The following is a 17,421-nucleotide window of genomic DNA, read 5'->3' as shown; positions in this document are numbered from 1 at the left end:
TGTTGACTGGTCTACCGCTATCGCGAGCAAGCTCGCTCCCACAGGGGTTTGCGGTGTTCGGTAAATTTGCGACCGGCCTCCTGTCACCAGTTGTTCGAAGTTGTAACAGCGCCAACGGCTTACGCTCGCCCATCTATAAATAATTCAATTAAACCAATGTGTTACATGATTTTTGAGCTTGTTACAGCCTATCTCCCCGCCGATTGCCGCCTTACTGAACACTCGTTTAGTATGGCCTCAAGTCGCATCACCTCAGACCAATCACAATAATTCGAGGATTCCCATGACCACTCAATCGTCGCTGCTCAGCCAGGTCGAAGCAGGCGTTGCCTGGATCACCCTCAATCGCACTGCCCAGCGCAATGCGCTGGACATTCCGACGCTGAAAAACCTGCATGGCCTGCTCGACGCTTTCAACGCCGATCCGGCGGTGCGCGTGGTGGTGCTCACCGGTAGCGGCCGCAGCTTCTGCGCCGGCGCCGACCTCGATGAATGGGCCGATGCCGAAGCCCGGGGCGCGCTGGAGACCTACGGCTGGACCGAAACCGCCCACGCCCTGATGACCCGCCTGCACAGCCTGGAAAAACCCACCATCGCCGCCATCAACGGCACCGCTGTCGGCGCCGGGATGGACCTGACCCTGTGCTGCGACCTGCGCATCGCCGGGCAATCGGCACGCTTCAAGGCCGGCTACACCAGCATGGCGTACTCGCCGGACGCCGGCGCCAGTTGGCACTTGCCGCGTTTGATTGGCAGCGAACAGGCCAAGCGCCTGCTGTTCCTTGACGAGTTGTGGGGCGCCGATCGTGCCCTCGACGCCGGACTGGTCGGCGATGTCTGCGCTGACGATCAACTGCTGACGGTCACCAGCGAACTGGCCGCACGCCTGGCCGCCGGCCCGACCTTCGCCTTCGCCCAGACCAAAAAACTCATGCGTGAAGGCGCCGAACGCAGCCTCGCCGAACAACTGCAAGCCGAGCTCGCCGCCGGCCTGCTCTGCGGTCGCAGTGAAGACGGCAACGAAGCCCTGCGCGCCGCCATGGAAAAACGCCCGGCACGCTTCATCGGTCGTTGATTCCTCTCCATCTCCCAGAACACGAACAACAGGTAGCAGCATGAATTTCCAACTGACCCAAGAACAAGAAATGTTGGTGGACTCGGTACGCAGCTTCGTCGAGAAGGAACTGCTGCCCTATGAAGAACAAGTCGACCGCGCCGACGAGGTCTCCCCGGAACTGGCGGCGCAGATTCGCGGCAAGGCGATCGCCGCCGGCTTCTACGCCTTCAACATGCCCGAGGAAGTGGGCGGTGGTGGCCTGGACTACCTGTCCCAGGCGCTGATCGAACGCGAGCTGTCCAAGGTGTCCTGGGCGCTGCACGTGTTCGTCGCACGACCGTCGAAAATCCTCATGGCCTGCACCGGCGACCAGATCAACGACTACCTGTTGCCGTGCATCCAGGGTGAAAAGATCGATTGTTTTGCCCTGACCGAGCCGGGCGCCGGCTCCGACGCCAATGCGATCAAGACCCGCGCCGTGCGTGAAGGCGACGACTTCATTCTCAACGGCAGTAAGCATTTCATCAGCCACGCTGGCCATGCCGATTTCGCCATTGTCTTCGCCGTGACCGACACCTATGAGCACAACGGCAAAAAGCGTAACGCCGTGACCTCGTTCCTGGTCGACCGCAACACCCCTGGCATGACCATCCGCCGTGGACCGAAGTGCGTGAGCAACCGCGGTTATCACACCTTCGAAATGTTCTTCGACGACTGCCGCGTGCCGGCCAGCAAAGTACTGGGCGAAGTCGGCAAGGGTTGGGAGGTGGCCAACGCCTGGCTGACCGCCGGGCGTGTGATGGTCGCGGCCAACTGCGTCGGTCAGGCCCAGCGCGCACTGGACGTGTCGCTGCAATGGGCGGCGGATCGCAAGCAGTTCGGCCAGCCGATCGGCACCTACCAGGGCGTGTCGTTCAAGTTGGCCGACATGGCCACACAAATTCGTGCAGCTGAACTGCTGACCCTGCACACCGCCTGGAAAATGGACCAGGGCACCATGACCGATGGCGAGGCCGGCATGGCCAAGCTGTTCGCCAGTGAAGTGCTCGGGCGTACTGCCGATGAGGCGGTACAGATCTTCGGCGGCATGGGCCTGATGGACGAAGGTCCGGTGGAGCGCATCTGGCGCAACGCGCGGATCGAACGGATCTGGGAAGGCACTTCGGAAATCCAGCGCCACATCATTTCCCGCGAGCTGCTGCGGCCGCTGCTGCGCTGATCGGCCCGGAGAATTCCCATGTCCAAAACCATTCGTGACAACCTCAAACGCATGCTCGCGCCGCAACACGTGGCGTTCGTCGGCGGCCGCAGCATGGCCCGCGCCCTCAAGCGCTGTGCCGAAGGCGGTTACCAAGGGCAAATGTGGCTGGTCAACCCGCAGCACGACAGCCTTGAAGGCGTGCCGTGTGTACGCAACATCGCCGACCTGCCATGCGGGCCCGATGCGGTATTCATCGCCACCAACCGCGAACTGACCCTGATTTGCGTCACCGAACTGGCCGCCATCGGCGCGGGCGGGGCCATTTGCTACGCCTCCGGCTTCGCCGAGACCGGCGCCGAAGGCCAGGCCCTGCAACAGCAACTGCTCAAGGCCGCTGGCGACATGGCCTTGCTCGGCCCCAACTGCTACGGCCTGCTCGACTACCTGCACAGCTGCGCGCTGTGGCCGGTGGCCCATGGCGGCAAGGCGGTGGAGAAGGGCGTGGCGGTGCTGACCCAGAGCGGCAACTTCGCCTACAACCTGTCCATGAGCGACCGCTCGCTGCCGGTGGCCTACATGGCCTCGGTGGGCAATCAGGCGCAACTGGGTGTCGCTGAACTGATGGACGTGTTGCTCGACGAGCCTCGGGTCACCGCCATCGGCCTGCACCTGGAAGGCCTGAAAAACGTGCCGGGGTTTGCCCGCGCCGCGCACAAGGCGCTGGAGAAAGGCATCCCGATCATCGCCCTGAAAACCGGCGTGTCGCAGATCGGCGCCGAACTGGCCTTGAGTCACACCAGTTCGTTGTCCGGCTCCGATGCGCTGTACGACGCGCTGTTCGACCGTCTCGGCGTGATTCGCGTCAGCGGCCCGGTGAGTTTTGTCGAAACTCTCAAAGCCGCGGCTTGCGGCAATCTGCCGGCAGGCAACAGCCTGATCGCGCTGGCCTGTTCCGGTGGCGACGCCGGGTTGATTGCTGACTACGCCGAACGCAACGAACTGGACCTGCCGCAACTCGATCCAGGGCAGGTCGGTGAACTCGCACAAGTGCTGCCGACCTACGCCAACCTGGTCAACCCGCTGGATTTCACCACGGCGATCTGGGGCGACGGCGAAGCCTTGAACCGCATGCTCGACAGCGCGCTGCGCACCGAAGCCGATGCGGCGATGCTGGTGCTCGATTACCCGTCGGAGTTCACCGGCGAGCGCAAGGAATGCGACCTGCTGCTGGAGTTGTACTGCGCGGCACTGCAACGTCACGGCAAGACCGGCTTCGTCACCTCGGCTTTCCCCGAGCTGCTGCCGGCCCATGCCCGTGAGCGTCTGCACGCCCAAGGCGTCGCGGCCTTGCAAGGTGTTGAAGATGGCTTGGCCGCGTGGGGTCGCATCGCCGGTTATCAGCGCAATCGCCAGACTTTGCTGGCGCTGGGGGAATCGGCGTTGGTGCCGTTGTGCCCGCAAGCGCTTGCAGGCGAGGGACGCTTGCTCAATGAGTGGGACTCCAAACAGGCGTTAAAAGCCTTTGGCCTGCCGACGCCAAACGGCGTATTGAGCACCCCGGACAAGGCACTGAAGGACGCCGAGGCATTGGGCTATCCGCTGGTACTCAAAGCGGTCAGCGCTCAACTGCCACACAAGACCGAGGCCGGTGCCGTGGCGCTGAACCTCAAGGACGGCGCGGCATTGAGCGCTGCGCTGGAGAAAATGCGCGCCAGCATTGCCGCTTATGCCCCGGGCGTAGCCTTCGACCAGCTGTTGCTGGAACCCATGGCCAAAGCGCCGCTGGCTGAACTGATTGTCGGCGTCAAGCGTGAAAACGATTTCGGCCTCGCGCTGGTGATCGGTGCCGGCGGCATTCTGGTGGAGTTGCTCAAGGACAGTCACAGCCTGTTGCTGCCGACCACCGACGGCGCGATCCGCAATGCCTTGCTCAGCCTGCGCAGCGCGCCATTGCTGCAAGGTTTCCGTGGTCGCGAGCCTGCTGACCTGGACGCCTTGGTGACCGCCATCCGCGCCGTGGCCGACTATGCCTGCGAGAACGCCGCTCACCTGCTGGAACTGGATGTGAACCCATTGTTGGTCGGTGCCCAGGGCACAACTGCGGTCGATGCGTTGATTCGCCTCGGCCAGGAGTGAGGACATGAATATGCAAAGCAAAACCTTGACCGGTGGCCAGGCCCTGGTGCGTCTGTTGGCCAACTACGGCGTCGATACCGTGTTCGGTATCCCCGGCGTGCACACCCTGGAACTGTATCGCGGCTTGCCCGGCAGCGGCATCCGCCACGTGCTGACCCGCCATGAGCAGGGCGCCAGTTTCATGGCCGACGGCTATGCCCGGGTCAGCGGCAAACCCGGCGTGTGCTTCGTCATCACCGGCCCCGGCGTGACCAACGCCGCCACCGGCATCGGCCAGGCCTATGCCGACTCGATTCCGATGCTGGTGATTTCCAGCGTCAACCACAGCGCCAGCCTGGGCAAGGGCTGGGGCAGCCTGCACGAATGCCAGGATCAACGGGCGATGACCGCGCCGATTACTGCGTTCTCGGCAGTGGCACTGACCGCCGAAGACCTGCCGGAGCTGATCGCCCGTGCCTACGCGGTGTTCGACAGCGAGCGCCCGCGCCCGGTGCACATCTCGGTGCCGCTGGACGTGTTGTCGGCGCCGATTGCCCGTGACTGGAGCAATGAGGTGGTACGTCGCCCGGGTCGCGGCCCGGCATCGGCCACCGCCATCGATCAAGCCGTGGCCAGACTGAAGGCTGCCAAGCGCCCGATGATCATCGCCGGTGGTGGCGCGCTCAATGCCACCTCTGAACTGCAAGAAATCAGCACCCGACTGGCCGCGCCACTGTTCACCAGTGTTGCCGGTAAAGGCCTGTTGGCACCGGATGCACCGTTGAGCGCCGGTTCATCCCTGTGTGTGGAACCGGGCTGGAACCTGATCGCCGAGGCCGACGTGGTGCTGGCCGTCGGCACCGAAATGGCCGACACCGATTTCTGGCGTGAACGCCTGCCGCTCAATGGCGAACTGCTGCGCGTCGACATCGACCCGCGCAAGTTCAACGACTTCTACCCGTGCGCGGTTGCCTTGCACGGCGATGCACAACAAACCCTCAGCGGTTTGCTTGAGCGCCTGCCGACCGACGTGCGCGACGCTGGCGCCGCCACTGCCTCGGTCGCCGCCCTGCGCGAAGCGGTCAAGGCCAGCCATGGCCCGTTGCAGTCGATCCATCAATCGATTCTCGACCGTATCGCCGCAGAGCTGCCGGACAACGCCTTCATCAGCACCGACATGACCCAGCTTGCGTATACGGGTAACTACGCCTTCGACAGCCTGGCTATCCGCAGCTGGCTGCACCCGACTGGCTACGGCACCCTGGGTTACGGCTTGCCGGCCGGCATCGGCGCCAAATTCGGCGCGCCGCAGCGGCCCGGCCTGGTGTTGGTGGGCGACGGTGGTTTCCTCTACACCGCCCAGGAGCTGGCCACCGCGGTGGAAGAACTGGACAGCCCGCTGGTGGTGCTGCTGTGGAACAACGACGCCCTGGGGCAAATCCGCGACGACATGATCGGCCTGGATATCGAGCCCATTGGCGTGCTGCCGCGCAACCCGGATTTCGCCGCCCTCGCTCGTGCGTTCGGTTGCACCGTTAACCAGCCGCAAAGTCTCGCCGAGTTGCAAACCGACCTGCGCCACGGCTTCAAGCGCAACGGCGTGACCCTGATCGAGCTCAAGCACGCCTGTGCGCAGTGATTTGCATTTTAAGGGGATGAAGCGATGCGCTTTTCCGATCTGACTCAACGAATCGCCGGTGACGGCGCCGCCGCGTGGGACATTCACTACCGCGCCCTGGCACTGCGCGAACAGGGCGAAGACATTCTGCTGCTGTCCGTGGGCGACCCGGATTTCGACACGCCACAGCCCATCGTGCAGGGTGCTATCGACAGCCTGCGCAGCGGCAACACTCACTATGCCGAGGTGCGCGGCAAGCGTGCCCTGCGTGAAGCCATTGCCAGGCGTCATCATCAACGCAGCGGCCAGTCCGTTTCGGCGGATCAGGTCACCGTGCTGGCCGGGGCGCAATGTGCGCTGTTCAGCGTGGCCCAATGCGTGCTCAATCCGGGTGACGAGGTGATCGTCGCCGAACCGATGTACGTCACCTACGAAGCGGTGTTCGGTGCTTGCGGTGCCGTGGTGGTGCCGGTGCCCGTGCGCTCGGAAAACGGCTTCCGTGTGCTGCCCGAAGATGTCGCCGCGCGCATCACCCCGCGCACCCGGGCGCTGGCACTGAACAGCCCGCACAACCCGTCGGGCGCGAGTCTGCCGCGTAGCACCTGGGCCGCCTTGGCTGAGTTGTGCATCGGCCACGACCTGTGGCTGATTTCCGATGAGGTCTACAGCGAACTGCTGTTCGAAGGCGAACACGTCAGCCCGGCGAGCCTGCCGGGCATGGCCGGGCGCACCGCGACCCTCAACAGCCTCTCGAAATCCCACGCCATGACCGGCTGGCGCGTCGGCTGGGTGGTGGCGCCGCCATCCCTGGCCGCGCACCTGGAAAACCTCGCGTTGTGCATGCTCTACGGCTCGCCGGACTTCATTCAGGACGCTGCCGTGGTGGCCCTGGAAAGCAACCTGCCGGAACTCGAGGCCATGCGCGAAGCCTATCGCCAGCGTCGCGACCTGGTGTGCGACAGCCTGGCCGATTGCCCCGGCGTGCGGGCGTTGAAACCCGATGGCGGGATGTTCGTGATGCTCGATATCCGCCAGACCGGGCTCAGCGCCCAGGCGTTTGCCGACCGTCTACTCGATCGCCACGGTGTGTCGGTGCTGGCGGGCGAGGCCTTTGGCCCGAGCGCAGCGGGGCATATTCGCCTCGGTCTGGTGGTCGGTGCCGAACCGCTGCGCGATGCCTGCCAGCGCATTGCCCGTTGTGCTCAAGAACTGATGGAGGCCCAGGTTCATGCTTAATCACAAGACACTGTTTATTGGTGGTCGCTGGCAAACCCCTTCGGGGCAGGGCATCGCCGAGGTGATCAATCCGGCCACCGAGGAAGTCTGCGGTAGCGTTCCGCTGGGTGATGAACTCGATGTCGAAAACGCCGTGGCGGCGGCTCGCCGGGCCTTCGCTTCGTGGTCACGCACACCGTCCAGCGTGCGTGCCGGATATATCCGTGCCCTGGCCGAGCAACTGCGCAATCGTGCCGATGAGATGGCCGCGGTCATCACCACGGAACTGGGCATGCCGGTGCAGTGGTGCCGCTCGGTGCAGGTCGACGGGCCGATCATCGGCCTTGAGCAATACGTCGAACTGGCTCATCTCATGGACGAAGTGCGCGAAGTCGGCAATTCGCTGGTGATCCGCGAGGCGGTGGGCGTCTGCGCGTTCATCAACCCGTGGAACTACCCGCTGCATCAGTTGATCGGCAAACTCGCCCCGGCACTGGCCGCCGGTTGCACGGTGGTGGTCAAGCCGAGCCAGGAAACCCCGCTGCATGCCTTCCTGCTGGCGCAAATGATCGAGGACATCGGCCTGCCGGCCGGGGTATTCAACCTGGTCAGCGGCCCGGGATCGAAAGTCGGCGAAGCGCTGGCCAAGCACCCGGACGTGGACATGGTGTCGTTTACCGGATCCACCGGCGCCGGCGTTCGCGTCGCGCAGGCGGCGGCGCCATCGGTCAAGCGGGTGTGCCTGGAACTGGGCGGCAAGTCGCCGTTGCTGATCGCCGAAGACGCCGACCTGGCAGCGGCGGTGCGCTACGGCGTGCAGGACGTGATGATCAACTCCGGCCAGACCTGCACCGCGTTGACCCGCATGCTGCTGCCGGCCAGCCGTTACGCCGAGGCCGTGGAACTGGCACTGGCGGAAACCCTGAGCCTGCCCATGGGCGACCCCCTCGACCCGCAAAGCTTCCTCGGCCCGATGTGTTCGGCCGGGCAGAAACGCACTGTGCTCGACTACATCAAGGTCGGCCAACAGGAAGGTGCACGGCTGCTGTGCGGCGGTGACACGCCGTCCGCGTTCGAGCGCGGCTTCTATGTCAGCCCGACCCTGTTCGCCGATGTCGACAACCGCATGCGCATTGCCCAGGAAGAAATCTTCGGCCCGGTGCTGTGCCTGATTCCCTACGCCGATGAGGCGCAAGCGATCCAGATCGCCAATGACTCGCCGTTCGGCCTGTCCAGCGGTGTCTGGGCCGGCAGTGCCGAGCGCGCCTTGCAACTGGGGCGGCAGATGCGCGCCGGTCAGTGCTTCCTCAACGGCGCGGCGTTCAATTATCAGGCGCCGTTCGGTGGCTACAAACAGTCGGGTAACGGTCGCGAATGGGGTGAGGAGGGGTTGAACGAGTTCGTCGAAGTGAAGGCGATCCAGGTGTGACGGTTGACGATTCAAACTGTTCGTCAACCACGATGGTTGCTACTCCACACCGTCAACCGATACGCGGGAACAAATCTAAGGAACCACAATGAAAGTACTGATCGTCCACGCCCACCCGGAACCGCAATCCTTCACCGCCGCCCTGCGCGACCAGGCTGTCGCCACCCTCGAAGCCCAGGGCCACGAAGTGCAGGTCAGCGACCTGTACAAAATGAACTGGAACCCGGTGGCCAGCGACGCGGACTTCTCGAATCGGGAAAACCCCGAATACCTGGTCTATGCCCTGGAACAACGCCTGGGCGTGAAGAACCAGTCACTGGCGCCGGACATCCAGGCGGAACTGGACAAACTTCTGTGGGCCGACCTGCTGATCCTCAACTTCCCGATCTTCTGGTTCTCCACCCCGGCCATGCTCAAGGGCTGGATCGACCGGGTGCTGGTGTCCGGCATCTGCTATGGCGGCAAGCGATTCTACGATCAGGGTGGTTTGGCCGGGAAGAAGGCACTGGTGACCGTGACCCTGGGTGGACGTGAACACATGTTTGGCGAGGGCGCGATTCATGGGCCGCTGGAAGACATGTTGCGCCCGATCTTGCGTGGGACCTTGGCTTATGTCGGTTTTGATGTGCTGGAGCCGTTCGTGGCGTGGCATGTGCCGTACATCAGTGAAGAGGCGCGCCAGCAGTTTCTGGTTGATTACGGGCAGCGGTTGCAGCATCTGAGCGATGATCAGCCGCTGGTGTTTCCGAAGTTGGCGGAGTTTGATGACAAGCTCTATCCGCTGGCCACCAACACTTAATATGCACCGCATACCCTGTGGGAGCGAGCTTGCTCGCGATGACTGACTACCAGCCAATATAGATGTCGACTGACAGTCCGCTATCGCGAGCAGGCTCACTCCCACACAACTCCCACCGCCTGTTCGGAAGTCCATCCTTGCGGGGCCGTTGAACTACACTTTTCAGTTGTTCCACCCGATCGGCAGGGCGACGCATGACGTCGCTTGCCATCCGCCAGTCGCCCCAAGGCTTGCCCATTGTTGCAAGCCTGTCGGAGGTCATCATGAATAGGTTTTCACCGGTCAGTCTGTGCATCGCATTGTCGGTTTTGAGTAGCCCGGGATGGGCGCAATCGGTGGTGCCGATGAAAGGGCAAAGTTCTCAACAAACCCAGGCCGACATCAACGAATGCAACAGCATTGCCGCCAGCCAGGGCACTTCGACGTCTTCCTCGTCTTCCGGCGGGCGGCTCAAGGGGGCCGCTGTGGGGGCTGCCGCTGGTGCGGCCGGGGCCCAGGTGCGCGGCAATCAGCACGACGACGCTTATGATCGTGTCGACGATGACAGGAAACAGGACTATCGCCAGGACCGCGCCAAGGAGACGGCGGCCGCCGGGATGGTGGTCGGTGGGTCACGTCAGCGTCAGGAACGCCGAGCGGATCAGAAAACCACCCAGGCCAATACCGCGTCGGCCTACAGCAGCTGTCTGCAGGGCAAGGGTTATCAGGTCAATCCTTGAACTGACCCTGAACCGGGCGCCGGCCGCCTGAACAGATCTCAACCTGTGGGATCTTCAGTGTTTCAAGAATCCGGTCACGAGCACAGCTTCCGGGGCTTGAGCTCGCTGTTTCAAGGAAACAGACGGATAAGGAAACTGCCTGTAGCACAAATCTGACAACCGTTCATCGGTGAACTACGCTGCGGTACGTACCCTCGATCTGAATTTCGTGACGTAAGGATCCGACACATGCGGAGCAGGCTGCTCGCTGTAATGTTTACTGTTTTCGGGATGTTTTGGTCGGTGCAACTGTGGGCCGAAGATGCGCCGAAAGTGGTTGATGCTCCCGTTGAATTGAAAGTGGCCAACCGCAGCATCATGGTGTTTCGCGCGACCATCTTCGGAGAAGCCCCGGTGTCGCGGGTCAAACGGGCGAAAGCGGTGATCGGTGAGGCGCTGGATGACACCGACGATCTCAATGTCTCCATCGACCCGATCATGAAAAGCTACATGGTGCTGCTGGGCAGCCGGTGCGCCTTTATCGTTTCGCCCAATGATTTCGACGCGACCGAATTCGACACGGTACAGCAGGCCGCCGAAGCCGCGGCCGACCGGCTGCGCCAGGTCGTGGCCGAAACCCGGGAAGCCCGTAACCTGCAGTTGATCCTGCGCTCCGTAGTCGCTGCGTTGATCGCCACCGGCGTTTACATCGCGCTGCTGTTCGGCATGTCGTACCTGCGGCGCAGAGTGCTGAAGAAACTGCCCGAGCTGATGCACCGGCACACCCAGGCCCTGAAAGTCGGACGGGTGCCGCTGGTCGACGCCAATTACCTGTATCCGCTGGCCAGCCGCCTGCTGGAGCTGGTGCGCTGGGTCGTCGTGTTGCTGCTGACATACGAATGGCTGGGCTTTGTGCTGTCGCGCTTTCCCTATACCCGTCCCTGGGGCGAAAGCCTCAACAATTATCTGCTGGAGCTCGGCGGCTATCTGCTGCAAGGGATCGTCGGTGCCATACCCGGGCTGGGCGTGGCGCTGGCGATCTTCTTCATTGCCCGCGGCGCCACCGCGTTCATGCGGCGGATACTGCGGCGCATGGCGGCACCGGGCACCCTCAGCTGGCTCAACCATGAAACCCTGCAACCGACCCAACGCCTGACGTCCCTGGCGATCTGGCTGTTTGCCCTGGCCATGGCCTATCCGTACCTGCCGGGTGCCGGCACCGATGCCTTTAAAGGCTTGTCGGTGTTGATCGGCCTGATGATTTCCCTGGGCGCCACCAGCGTGGTGGGGCAGGCGGCGGCGGGGTTGATCCTGACCTACACCCGAACCTTGCGCCCCGGCGAATTCGTGCGCATCGGCGACTACGAAGGCACGGTGACCGAACTGGGCATGTTCACCACCAGTATTCGCACCGGACTGGGCGAGGTGCTGACTCTGCCCAATTCGATGATCACCGGCACCGTCACCAAGAACTACTCGCGGGTGGTACAAGGCCCCGGCTACGTGGTCGACACTATCGTGACCATTGGCTATGACACGCCGTGGCGACAGGTGGAGGCGATGCTGCTGGAGGCCGCGAAACGCACGCCGGGGATTCTCGAAGTGCCGCCGGCCCAGGTGTTCCAGACGGCATTGTCGGACTTCTACCCGGAATACCGGCTGGTGGCCCAGGCCATTCCCAGCCAGCCTCGGCCGCGCGCCGTGCTGCTGAGCATGCTGCACGCCAACATCCAGGATGTGTTCAACGAGTACGGCGTGCAGATCATGTCGCCGCACTACCTGGGCGATCCGCAACAAGAGAAATGGGTGCCCCAGGACAAGTGGTACCCAGCCCCGGCACAAGAACCGAAGGAACCGTGATTTTTCGCCTGAAAGGGAGTTCGCACCATGCTTGAGTTCATTCTCCACGCCCTGCGGACTGACCCGGAAATCGCGGTGTTCCTGGCCATTGCCCTTGGCGTCTTCGTCGGCCGCATCCACATCGGCAGTTTCCACCTCGGTTCGGTGGCCGGTGCGCTGTTGATGGGGCTGCTGATCGGCCAGATCGGGCTGGAGGTGCCGACCGGATTGAAGTCGGTATTTTTCGTGATGTTCATCTATGCGGTCGGTTTCAAGAGCGGGCCGGAGTTTTTCGGCAGCCTCAATCGCGGCACGCTGAAACTGGTGGTGTTGAGCGTGGTGCTGTGCGGGACCGCGCTGGCGGCGATCCTGCTGATGAATGCGGTGTTCGATTTCGACGCCGGTTTCACCGCCGGGCTCGGCGCCGGTGCACTGACCGATACGGCGATCATGGGCACCGCCACCAGCGCCATCAATCAATTGTCGATCGACACCGTGGCCAGGGCCCAACTCAACAGCCACATGGCGATTGCCTACGCGATCACATACCTGTTCGGCACCATCGGCCTGATCGTCTTCGTCGGTAGCATTGCCCCGAAGTTGCTGGGCGTGGACCTCAGGGAGTCGGCGCGGGAGCTGGAGCTGGAGTTGGGTATCGCCAAGGAAGAAGACGCGATCACCGTGCCCTACACCCGCATCGTCGTGCGTGCCCATCAGGTGGCGGCCAATGGTTCGGCGAATGGGCAGCGTATTGCCGAGGTGGAGAAACAGCACGAGTCGCTGACCGTCGAACGCGTGGTACGTGCAGGAAAAATCTTCGAGCGAGACGAAGCGTTCACGCTGATGGCCGGGGATATCGTCGGGGTCTACGCCTTGCGTGAAGCCGTGGGCACGCTCACCCAGTGGATCGGACCGGAAATCGACCATGCCGAATCCTTGTCTTTCCCCACCCGTGAGGTGGACATCGTCGTGACCTCGCCTGAGTTCGCCGGCAAGACGATCCATCAGGCGAAAAGCCGGATGGAAAGCGCCAGGCGCCTGGGCTGCTTCATCAATACCATCACCCGCCAGGGCTACGAGTTGCCCTTGCTGCCCAACACCGTGCTGCGTCGAGGCGACGTGATTACCCTGACCGGCCGCACCGCCAGTGTGGAAGCCGTGGCCAAGCGGTTAGGGCGAATTCGCGAGCACAACTACAAGAGCGACATCGCCGTGCACACCCTCGGCATGGTGCTGGGCTCGTTGCTGGGGCTGTTGTCGACCCATGTCGGGATGATCCCCGTGGAACTGGGCATCGGAGGCGGGGTGTTGGTCGCCGCGCTGGTGATTGGCTGGTACAACTCGCGTCACCCGGAAATCGGCGCGTTGCCGCCCGCCGCGCAATGGGCGTTTTCCGAGTTCGGCCTGACCGCGTTCGGCGCGGTGGTCGGCTTGCTGGCCGGTCCCGCGGCGTTTGCCGCGATGAAGGAACAAGGCCTGGCATTGCTGCTGTCCGGCGCCGTGGTCACCATTGTGCCGCCGCTGGTGGCGCTGTACTTCGGCCGCTATGTGTTGCGCCTGCACCCGATGATCCTGTTCGGCGCCCTGGCCGGTGCGCAGACCGAAGCCGCTTCGATGAACAAGATCATCGAGCAGTCCGGCAGCAACACCCCGGTGATTGGTTTTACCGTGTGTTATGCGATTTCCAATGTGTTGCTGGCGGTGTGTGGGCCGATCATTGTGTTTGTCGTTGCCGGCTAGCAATTTTGCAACCGCAGTGACTTCTGTGGCGAGGGAGGGCGCATTGCGGGAGCAAAGACGCACCTGAGCACCGGTTATCGGACCCGGTGCCAAGGTGGGGGCATCGCACAGAGTGCGTTGAGCGACCAGCAAGGCCGCTCAGTTGCAGCGGTATCAGAAAAGCATGTAGGCGGATGCGGTCGTCTGATTCAGGTCGATCTCTCCGACCTCCAGGACTTCGTATTCGGCGCGCAGGCCGATGTTGCGAAAGACATCGAGCTCGACGCCGACACCGTAGGTCAGGTCAACCCCGGTATCGTCGTCGGTGGCATTGCCGTCGGCGTCCCAGGCGTGAGCGCCGACACTGCCGAACACCCGCAGCCGATCACCCAGCGGAAAGCCGACATGGGCGGCAGCCTGGGCCGATTTACCATCGAAGTCGACGTTCTTGTCCTTGAACTGACCGAGGTCGACATAGGCGCCCTCGAAGGCCAGGTAGCTATTGACGCGATACCCGGCAAAAACCTTGTAGCTGGTGTCGTCGTCATCCAGTCTGGATTCGTCGGTCTGAATGCTGCTTACGCCAGCTCCAAGATATAAACCTTTGTCATCAGCGAGCGCCTGAAAAGACAGCAGCGATAGCAGTGAAGCGAAGCCAAGGTTTCGAAGTAGCATGTTGAGTGGAGTCCTTGTACAGGGTTGTCTGGTGTTAGGGTTCGGCGAGCATTTGAGGGACCATGAGGGGTTAATAGAAGTCATTGATTGATATTTTTGGGTCGTAGGGCGGGATGTTTTCCGGACATTGAAAGTAGCGTCTTGCCAACGCTTGAATCGGCAGTGCTTTGGAGAACAACCAGCCTTGCGCCAGTAGAACCCCTTCCGAAACCAGATGCGGAAGTTGTTCCTGAGTCTCCACACCTTCGGCCACGACCTTGAGCCTTAGCGATTTGGCCAACTGGGCAATGTGGCGCCACAAGGCATCCTTGGCCGCGATCTTGTCGCCTGCGATGAACGAGCGGTCTATTTTCAGAATGTCGAAAGGCACTGAATCGAGGAGCGAGAGGTTGGAATAGCCGATGCCGAAGTCGTCCACGGCAATGCGGTGTCCGCACGCACGAAGCCGTCGCAATTGCAGGGCGGCGGGCTTCTGATCGAGCATGGTCCTTTCGGTGATTTCAAAGGCCATGGCGGACACAGGCATGTTGTAGGTTGCCAGCACGCTGGCCACATAGTCCGGGAAGCTCGGGTCCTGAATATCCTGGGCGCAAAGATTGACCGTAATGTAGAAGTCCTTGCACGCCCAAAGGTAGGTGCTGTAATCCTGCGCCACTTGTCGAATCACCGAGCGCGTAAGTTTGCGGATCAAGTCAGACTTCTCCGCCACCGGGATGAAAACATCCGCCGGCACTTGGGTACCGTTGTCGTTCCAGTGGGAAAGTGATTCGGCGCCCACCAGATAGCCCGTCGTCAAATTGACGATAGGCTGGTAGTGAACGCCCAGCGTGTTGGTTTTCAGGGCTTTGCGAAGCCGTACGGCGGTAGAGGTGTAATGTCGTTGAATACACCTTGCGAGCAAGAGCAGGGCTGTAAACAGGCACGCAAGGCCAATGAATAATTTGAGTTTGAGACCAGTCAGGTAGCTCAACGGAAGAGAAACGACAGCGATCAGTTCATTTCGGTTGCCCGCAAAGGCGATCAGGACCTTATCTGCCGAGATAACCAGTTCTTCCAGGTGGAAGGGTTTGTGCATCGTCAGCGGTGTATGGCCGGTGGAGGCGATGGGCACTGCGCCGCCGGGGCCGATGAGGTCCAGTTGCAGGTCCTCGGGAAACTTCAGATTATCGAGCAGGATCTTCTTGTTTGCCCAGACGTAGGTTGACTGTTCCGACACAATGATAAAGTCGGTGTCCGCGGAAACCCTGTGGCTAGCATCCACCCAGTAGGTTCGCTTTCCAACGGAGAACTTGCGTTTCTCGCTACCGGCCAGTATCGACGGGAGTTCTTGTCCGTAGGAGGAACAGATCTTGCCATTGGGCAACTGGATTGCCGCTTGATCAACAAATCGCAGGTTCTTGACCAGGTCAGCCAGTTGCGAGTATTGCTCGACGGAGCATTCCTGACCCGAACGATCAAGATCGTCGAGGGTTTCCAGTACTTTGTCGATCTGCGCATTGGGTTCCACTTGAGCAGCACGCAGATCGGCATAAATGTTATTCAGCTTCCGTGCAATGAATGGCTCCGCCAGTACTCCAGCACTGAGCCATGCGGCCCAACCCGCAGCAGCAATCAGACAGACAGTGACTGCGTGCCTTCCAAGTAACGCTTTATATGCGGCAACCATCGACAAACCTCGAGGTATCATTATTTCACTGTGCATCCTGCAGTCGCGGATTAAACGACTTCAGTACCAGTCAATTACCCAGGCCAATAAGATGCCGCTTGCATAGACGGCCATGCACAGTGCGATTTTCTGCTTGAGTGGCAGTGTGTTTATTCGATGATGCATGCTTATCTCCCTTGAGTAGGCAAATAAGCAATTTTGGATACCTGTGGTTAATCAAGGGAAATCATTAATCATCATTTACGGGGCATTTATAAATACCGGTTAACGATGATTTCTACCCTCGGCGACCTGATTGTAAACGGGGGAGACCGTGCTCCTGGGCCTGGCTGAGTTGCGCCTGGCCGTTTCCGACGGCGTCTCTCCGTAAGCCAACTGATACGCCTTGGAAAACCGGCCCAGATGATGAAAATTCCAGAACATCGCGGTTTCGGTGACGGTGGGCCAGGTTTTATTGATCAGGTCGCGACGGGCGCTGGCGAGTCTCAAGTTTCTGATGTAGGCGATAGGCGACATGCCGAACGTTTCAATGAAGCCAAAGTGCAGGGTGCGGGTGGTGGTTTCCAGTTGCCTTACGAGCGACTTTATAGTGAGCGTTTTTTTTGTGTTTTCATGGATGTACTGTATGGCTTCTATCGCCACTTTTCTTCTAGTCGGGACTTTGCGGCTGAAACCGCCTGCGGGTGTCAGCGATTGCAACAATGAAGCAAGCACTGCACTTCCAATCGCAGATCGCTGTGCTTCATCGCATTCTGCCGAAGCCGTGTCGCTGATATCGACACAGCAAACACTGATGGCTTGAATGGCCGATTGAATGAATTGAAAGTTTTCAGCCTGATAGCTGTGGTTTGTCCGGTTTGCAAGGATATCTATGACAGGGTGATCTTGGCGGTATCGGTCATAGTACTCCAGTGTCGTGGTGAGGGTGAAAAGTGTTTCATTCGGTTCGCAGGTGTAATGCACCGTTTCATCGCTGTGCAATACGATGACTTCGTTAGGCCGCAGTTTGTGATCGTTGACGACGGGGCGACCAATCGGCGCCTGGGAGATGGCGAATGTCACGAATCCGGCAGGGACAGAACTGACCAGGGTCACGGATGAGTCGAACTCAAGACGACTGCACTGCAGTTGCGGGCTGTGAAAGAGTTTGTGTTGCCGAATGCGCGCCTCATGCTCGGCCGGAAAAAGGCTCATTTCCCAATTGCCTATTGTTCTATTCAGTTGGCTCGGCAAGGCGGAAGACAAATGAAAGATCTCGTCGGGCGGTGCGATACTCATGAAATTGAAGGCTCATCTGTTAAATGAATAGGGTCAAGCCTGACGGGCAGTCACGGAGAAGATACGCGATTGGCCGTTCTTGCTGTCGGTAAGCTCGACCTCGTTTCCATTG

At 61.2% G+C, this 17,421-nt stretch carries 13 protein-coding genes; 10 read left to right on the top strand and 3 right to left on the bottom strand.

The features are described 5' to 3' along the window. Window positions 1-283 precede the first annotated feature (283 nt). The 10 genes from ASD95_RS16155 (at window position 284) to aspT (ending at window position 13,711) form a co-directional block, all read left to right on the top strand. The gene (locus ASD95_RS16155) at window positions 284-1,075 is read left to right on the top strand and encodes an enoyl-CoA hydratase/isomerase family protein (protein WP_056725050.1); all 792 of its coding nucleotides are present in this window, start codon (window positions 284-286) and stop codon (window positions 1,073-1,075) included. A gap of 40 nt (window positions 1,076-1,115) precedes the next feature. After that, window positions 1,116-2,276, top strand: a complete 1,161-nt coding sequence (locus tag ASD95_RS16150; protein ID WP_056725048.1) for an acyl-CoA dehydrogenase family protein — start codon at window positions 1,116-1,118, stop codon at window positions 2,274-2,276. 18 nt (window positions 2,277-2,294) lie between these two features. Beyond that, window positions 2,295-4,394 (top strand): acetate--CoA ligase family protein, encoded by a 2,100-nt coding sequence (locus ASD95_RS16145; protein ID WP_056725046.1) that lies wholly within the window; start codon window positions 2,295-2,297, stop codon window positions 4,392-4,394. Window positions 4,395-4,404: 10 nt separating this feature from the next. Further along, window positions 4,405-6,012, top strand: a complete 1,608-nt coding sequence (locus ASD95_RS16140) for a 5-guanidino-2-oxopentanoate decarboxylase (protein WP_056725121.1) — start codon at window positions 4,405-4,407, stop codon at window positions 6,010-6,012. Between the two features lie 24 nt (window positions 6,013-6,036). Continuing rightward, window positions 6,037-7,227, top strand: coding sequence for a pyridoxal phosphate-dependent aminotransferase (locus tag ASD95_RS16135; protein WP_056725043.1), 1,191 nt, complete (start codon window positions 6,037-6,039; stop codon window positions 7,225-7,227). Then, window positions 7,220-8,635 (top strand): aldehyde dehydrogenase family protein, encoded by a 1,416-nt coding sequence (locus ASD95_RS16130; protein ID WP_056725041.1) that lies wholly within the window; start codon window positions 7,220-7,222, stop codon window positions 8,633-8,635. Before ASD95_RS16135 ends, ASD95_RS16130 begins: the two co-directional genes overlap by 8 nt. A gap of 88 nt (window positions 8,636-8,723) precedes the next feature. Then, window positions 8,724-9,434, top strand: coding sequence for an NAD(P)H-dependent oxidoreductase (locus ASD95_RS16125; protein WP_056725039.1), 711 nt, complete (start codon window positions 8,724-8,726; stop codon window positions 9,432-9,434). A 263-nt stretch (window positions 9,435-9,697) separates the two neighbouring features. Then, on the top strand, window positions 9,698-10,153 hold the full coding sequence (locus ASD95_RS16120; RefSeq protein ID WP_056725037.1) for a YMGG-like glycine zipper-containing protein: 456 nt from the start codon (window positions 9,698-9,700) through the stop codon (window positions 10,151-10,153). A gap of 228 nt (window positions 10,154-10,381) precedes the next feature. After that, window positions 10,382-11,992, top strand: a complete 1,611-nt coding sequence (locus tag ASD95_RS16115) for a mechanosensitive ion channel family protein (protein ID WP_056725035.1) — start codon at window positions 10,382-10,384, stop codon at window positions 11,990-11,992. A 27-nt stretch (window positions 11,993-12,019) separates the two neighbouring features. After that, window positions 12,020-13,711, top strand: coding sequence for an aspartate-alanine antiporter (aspT, locus tag ASD95_RS16110; RefSeq protein WP_056725033.1), 1,692 nt, complete (start codon window positions 12,020-12,022; stop codon window positions 13,709-13,711). A gap of 153 nt (window positions 13,712-13,864) precedes the next feature. Here aspT and ASD95_RS16105 read toward each other — a convergent pair whose 3' ends face one another. From ASD95_RS16105 to ASD95_RS16095, 3 genes are all read right to left on the bottom strand, one after another. Further along, window positions 13,865-14,365: an outer membrane beta-barrel protein gene (locus ASD95_RS16105; RefSeq protein WP_056725031.1), complete on the bottom strand. Its 501-nt coding sequence runs from the start codon at window positions 14,363-14,365 to the stop codon at window positions 13,865-13,867. A 70-nt stretch (window positions 14,366-14,435) separates the two neighbouring features. Continuing rightward, on the bottom strand, window positions 14,436-16,031 hold the full coding sequence (locus tag ASD95_RS16100) for an EAL domain-containing protein (protein ID WP_056725029.1): 1,596 nt from the start codon (window positions 16,029-16,031) through the stop codon (window positions 14,436-14,438). A 264-nt stretch (window positions 16,032-16,295) separates the two neighbouring features. Then, window positions 16,296-17,309 carry a helix-turn-helix domain-containing protein gene (locus tag ASD95_RS16095; protein WP_056725027.1) on the bottom strand — a complete coding sequence of 338 codons (1,014 nt, stop codon included), beginning with the start codon at window positions 17,307-17,309 and terminating at the stop codon, window positions 16,296-16,298. Window positions 17,310-17,421: the final 112 nt, after the last annotated feature.

This window comes from Pseudomonas sp. Root71 (assembly GCF_001429045.1).
Lineage (GTDB): Bacteria > Pseudomonadota > Gammaproteobacteria > Pseudomonadales > Pseudomonadaceae > Aquipseudomonas > Aquipseudomonas monachiensis.
Note: the sequence above shows the minus strand (reverse complement) of the source record. Positions and strands in the feature narration are given on the sequence as shown.

Excerpts from the sequence above, each read along its gene's own strand:
- ASD95_RS16155 (WP_056725050.1), top strand. The coding sequence starts at position 284 with ATGACCACTCAATCGTCGCTGCTCAGCCAGGTCGAAGCAGGCGTTGCC.
- ASD95_RS16150 (WP_056725048.1), top strand. The coding sequence starts at position 1,116 with ATGAATTTCCAACTGACCCAAGAACAAGAAATGTTGGTGGACTCGGTA.
- ASD95_RS16145 (WP_056725046.1), top strand. The coding sequence starts at position 2,295 with ATGTCCAAAACCATTCGTGACAACCTCAAACGCATGCTCGCGCCGCAA.
- ASD95_RS16140 (WP_056725121.1), top strand. The coding sequence starts at position 4,405 with ATGCAAAGCAAAACCTTGACCGGTGGCCAGGCCCTGGTGCGTCTGTTG.
- ASD95_RS16135 (WP_056725043.1), top strand. The coding sequence starts at position 6,037 with ATGCGCTTTTCCGATCTGACTCAACGAATCGCCGGTGACGGCGCCGCC.
- ASD95_RS16130 (WP_056725041.1), top strand. The coding sequence starts at position 7,220 with ATGCTTAATCACAAGACACTGTTTATTGGTGGTCGCTGGCAAACCCCT.
- ASD95_RS16125 (WP_056725039.1), top strand. The coding sequence starts at position 8,724 with ATGAAAGTACTGATCGTCCACGCCCACCCGGAACCGCAATCCTTCACC.
- ASD95_RS16120 (WP_056725037.1), top strand. The coding sequence starts at position 9,698 with ATGAATAGGTTTTCACCGGTCAGTCTGTGCATCGCATTGTCGGTTTTG.
- ASD95_RS16115 (WP_056725035.1), top strand. The coding sequence starts at position 10,382 with ATGCGGAGCAGGCTGCTCGCTGTAATGTTTACTGTTTTCGGGATGTTT.
- aspT (WP_056725033.1), top strand. The coding sequence starts at position 12,020 with ATGCTTGAGTTCATTCTCCACGCCCTGCGGACTGACCCGGAAATCGCG.
- ASD95_RS16105 (WP_056725031.1), bottom strand. The coding sequence starts at position 14,365 with ATGCTACTTCGAAACCTTGGCTTCGCTTCACTGCTATCGCTGCTGTCT.
- ASD95_RS16100 (WP_056725029.1), bottom strand. The coding sequence starts at position 16,031 with ATGGTTGCCGCATATAAAGCGTTACTTGGAAGGCACGCAGTCACTGTC.
- ASD95_RS16095 (WP_056725027.1), bottom strand. The coding sequence starts at position 17,309 with ATGAGTATCGCACCGCCCGACGAGATCTTTCATTTGTCTTCCGCCTTG.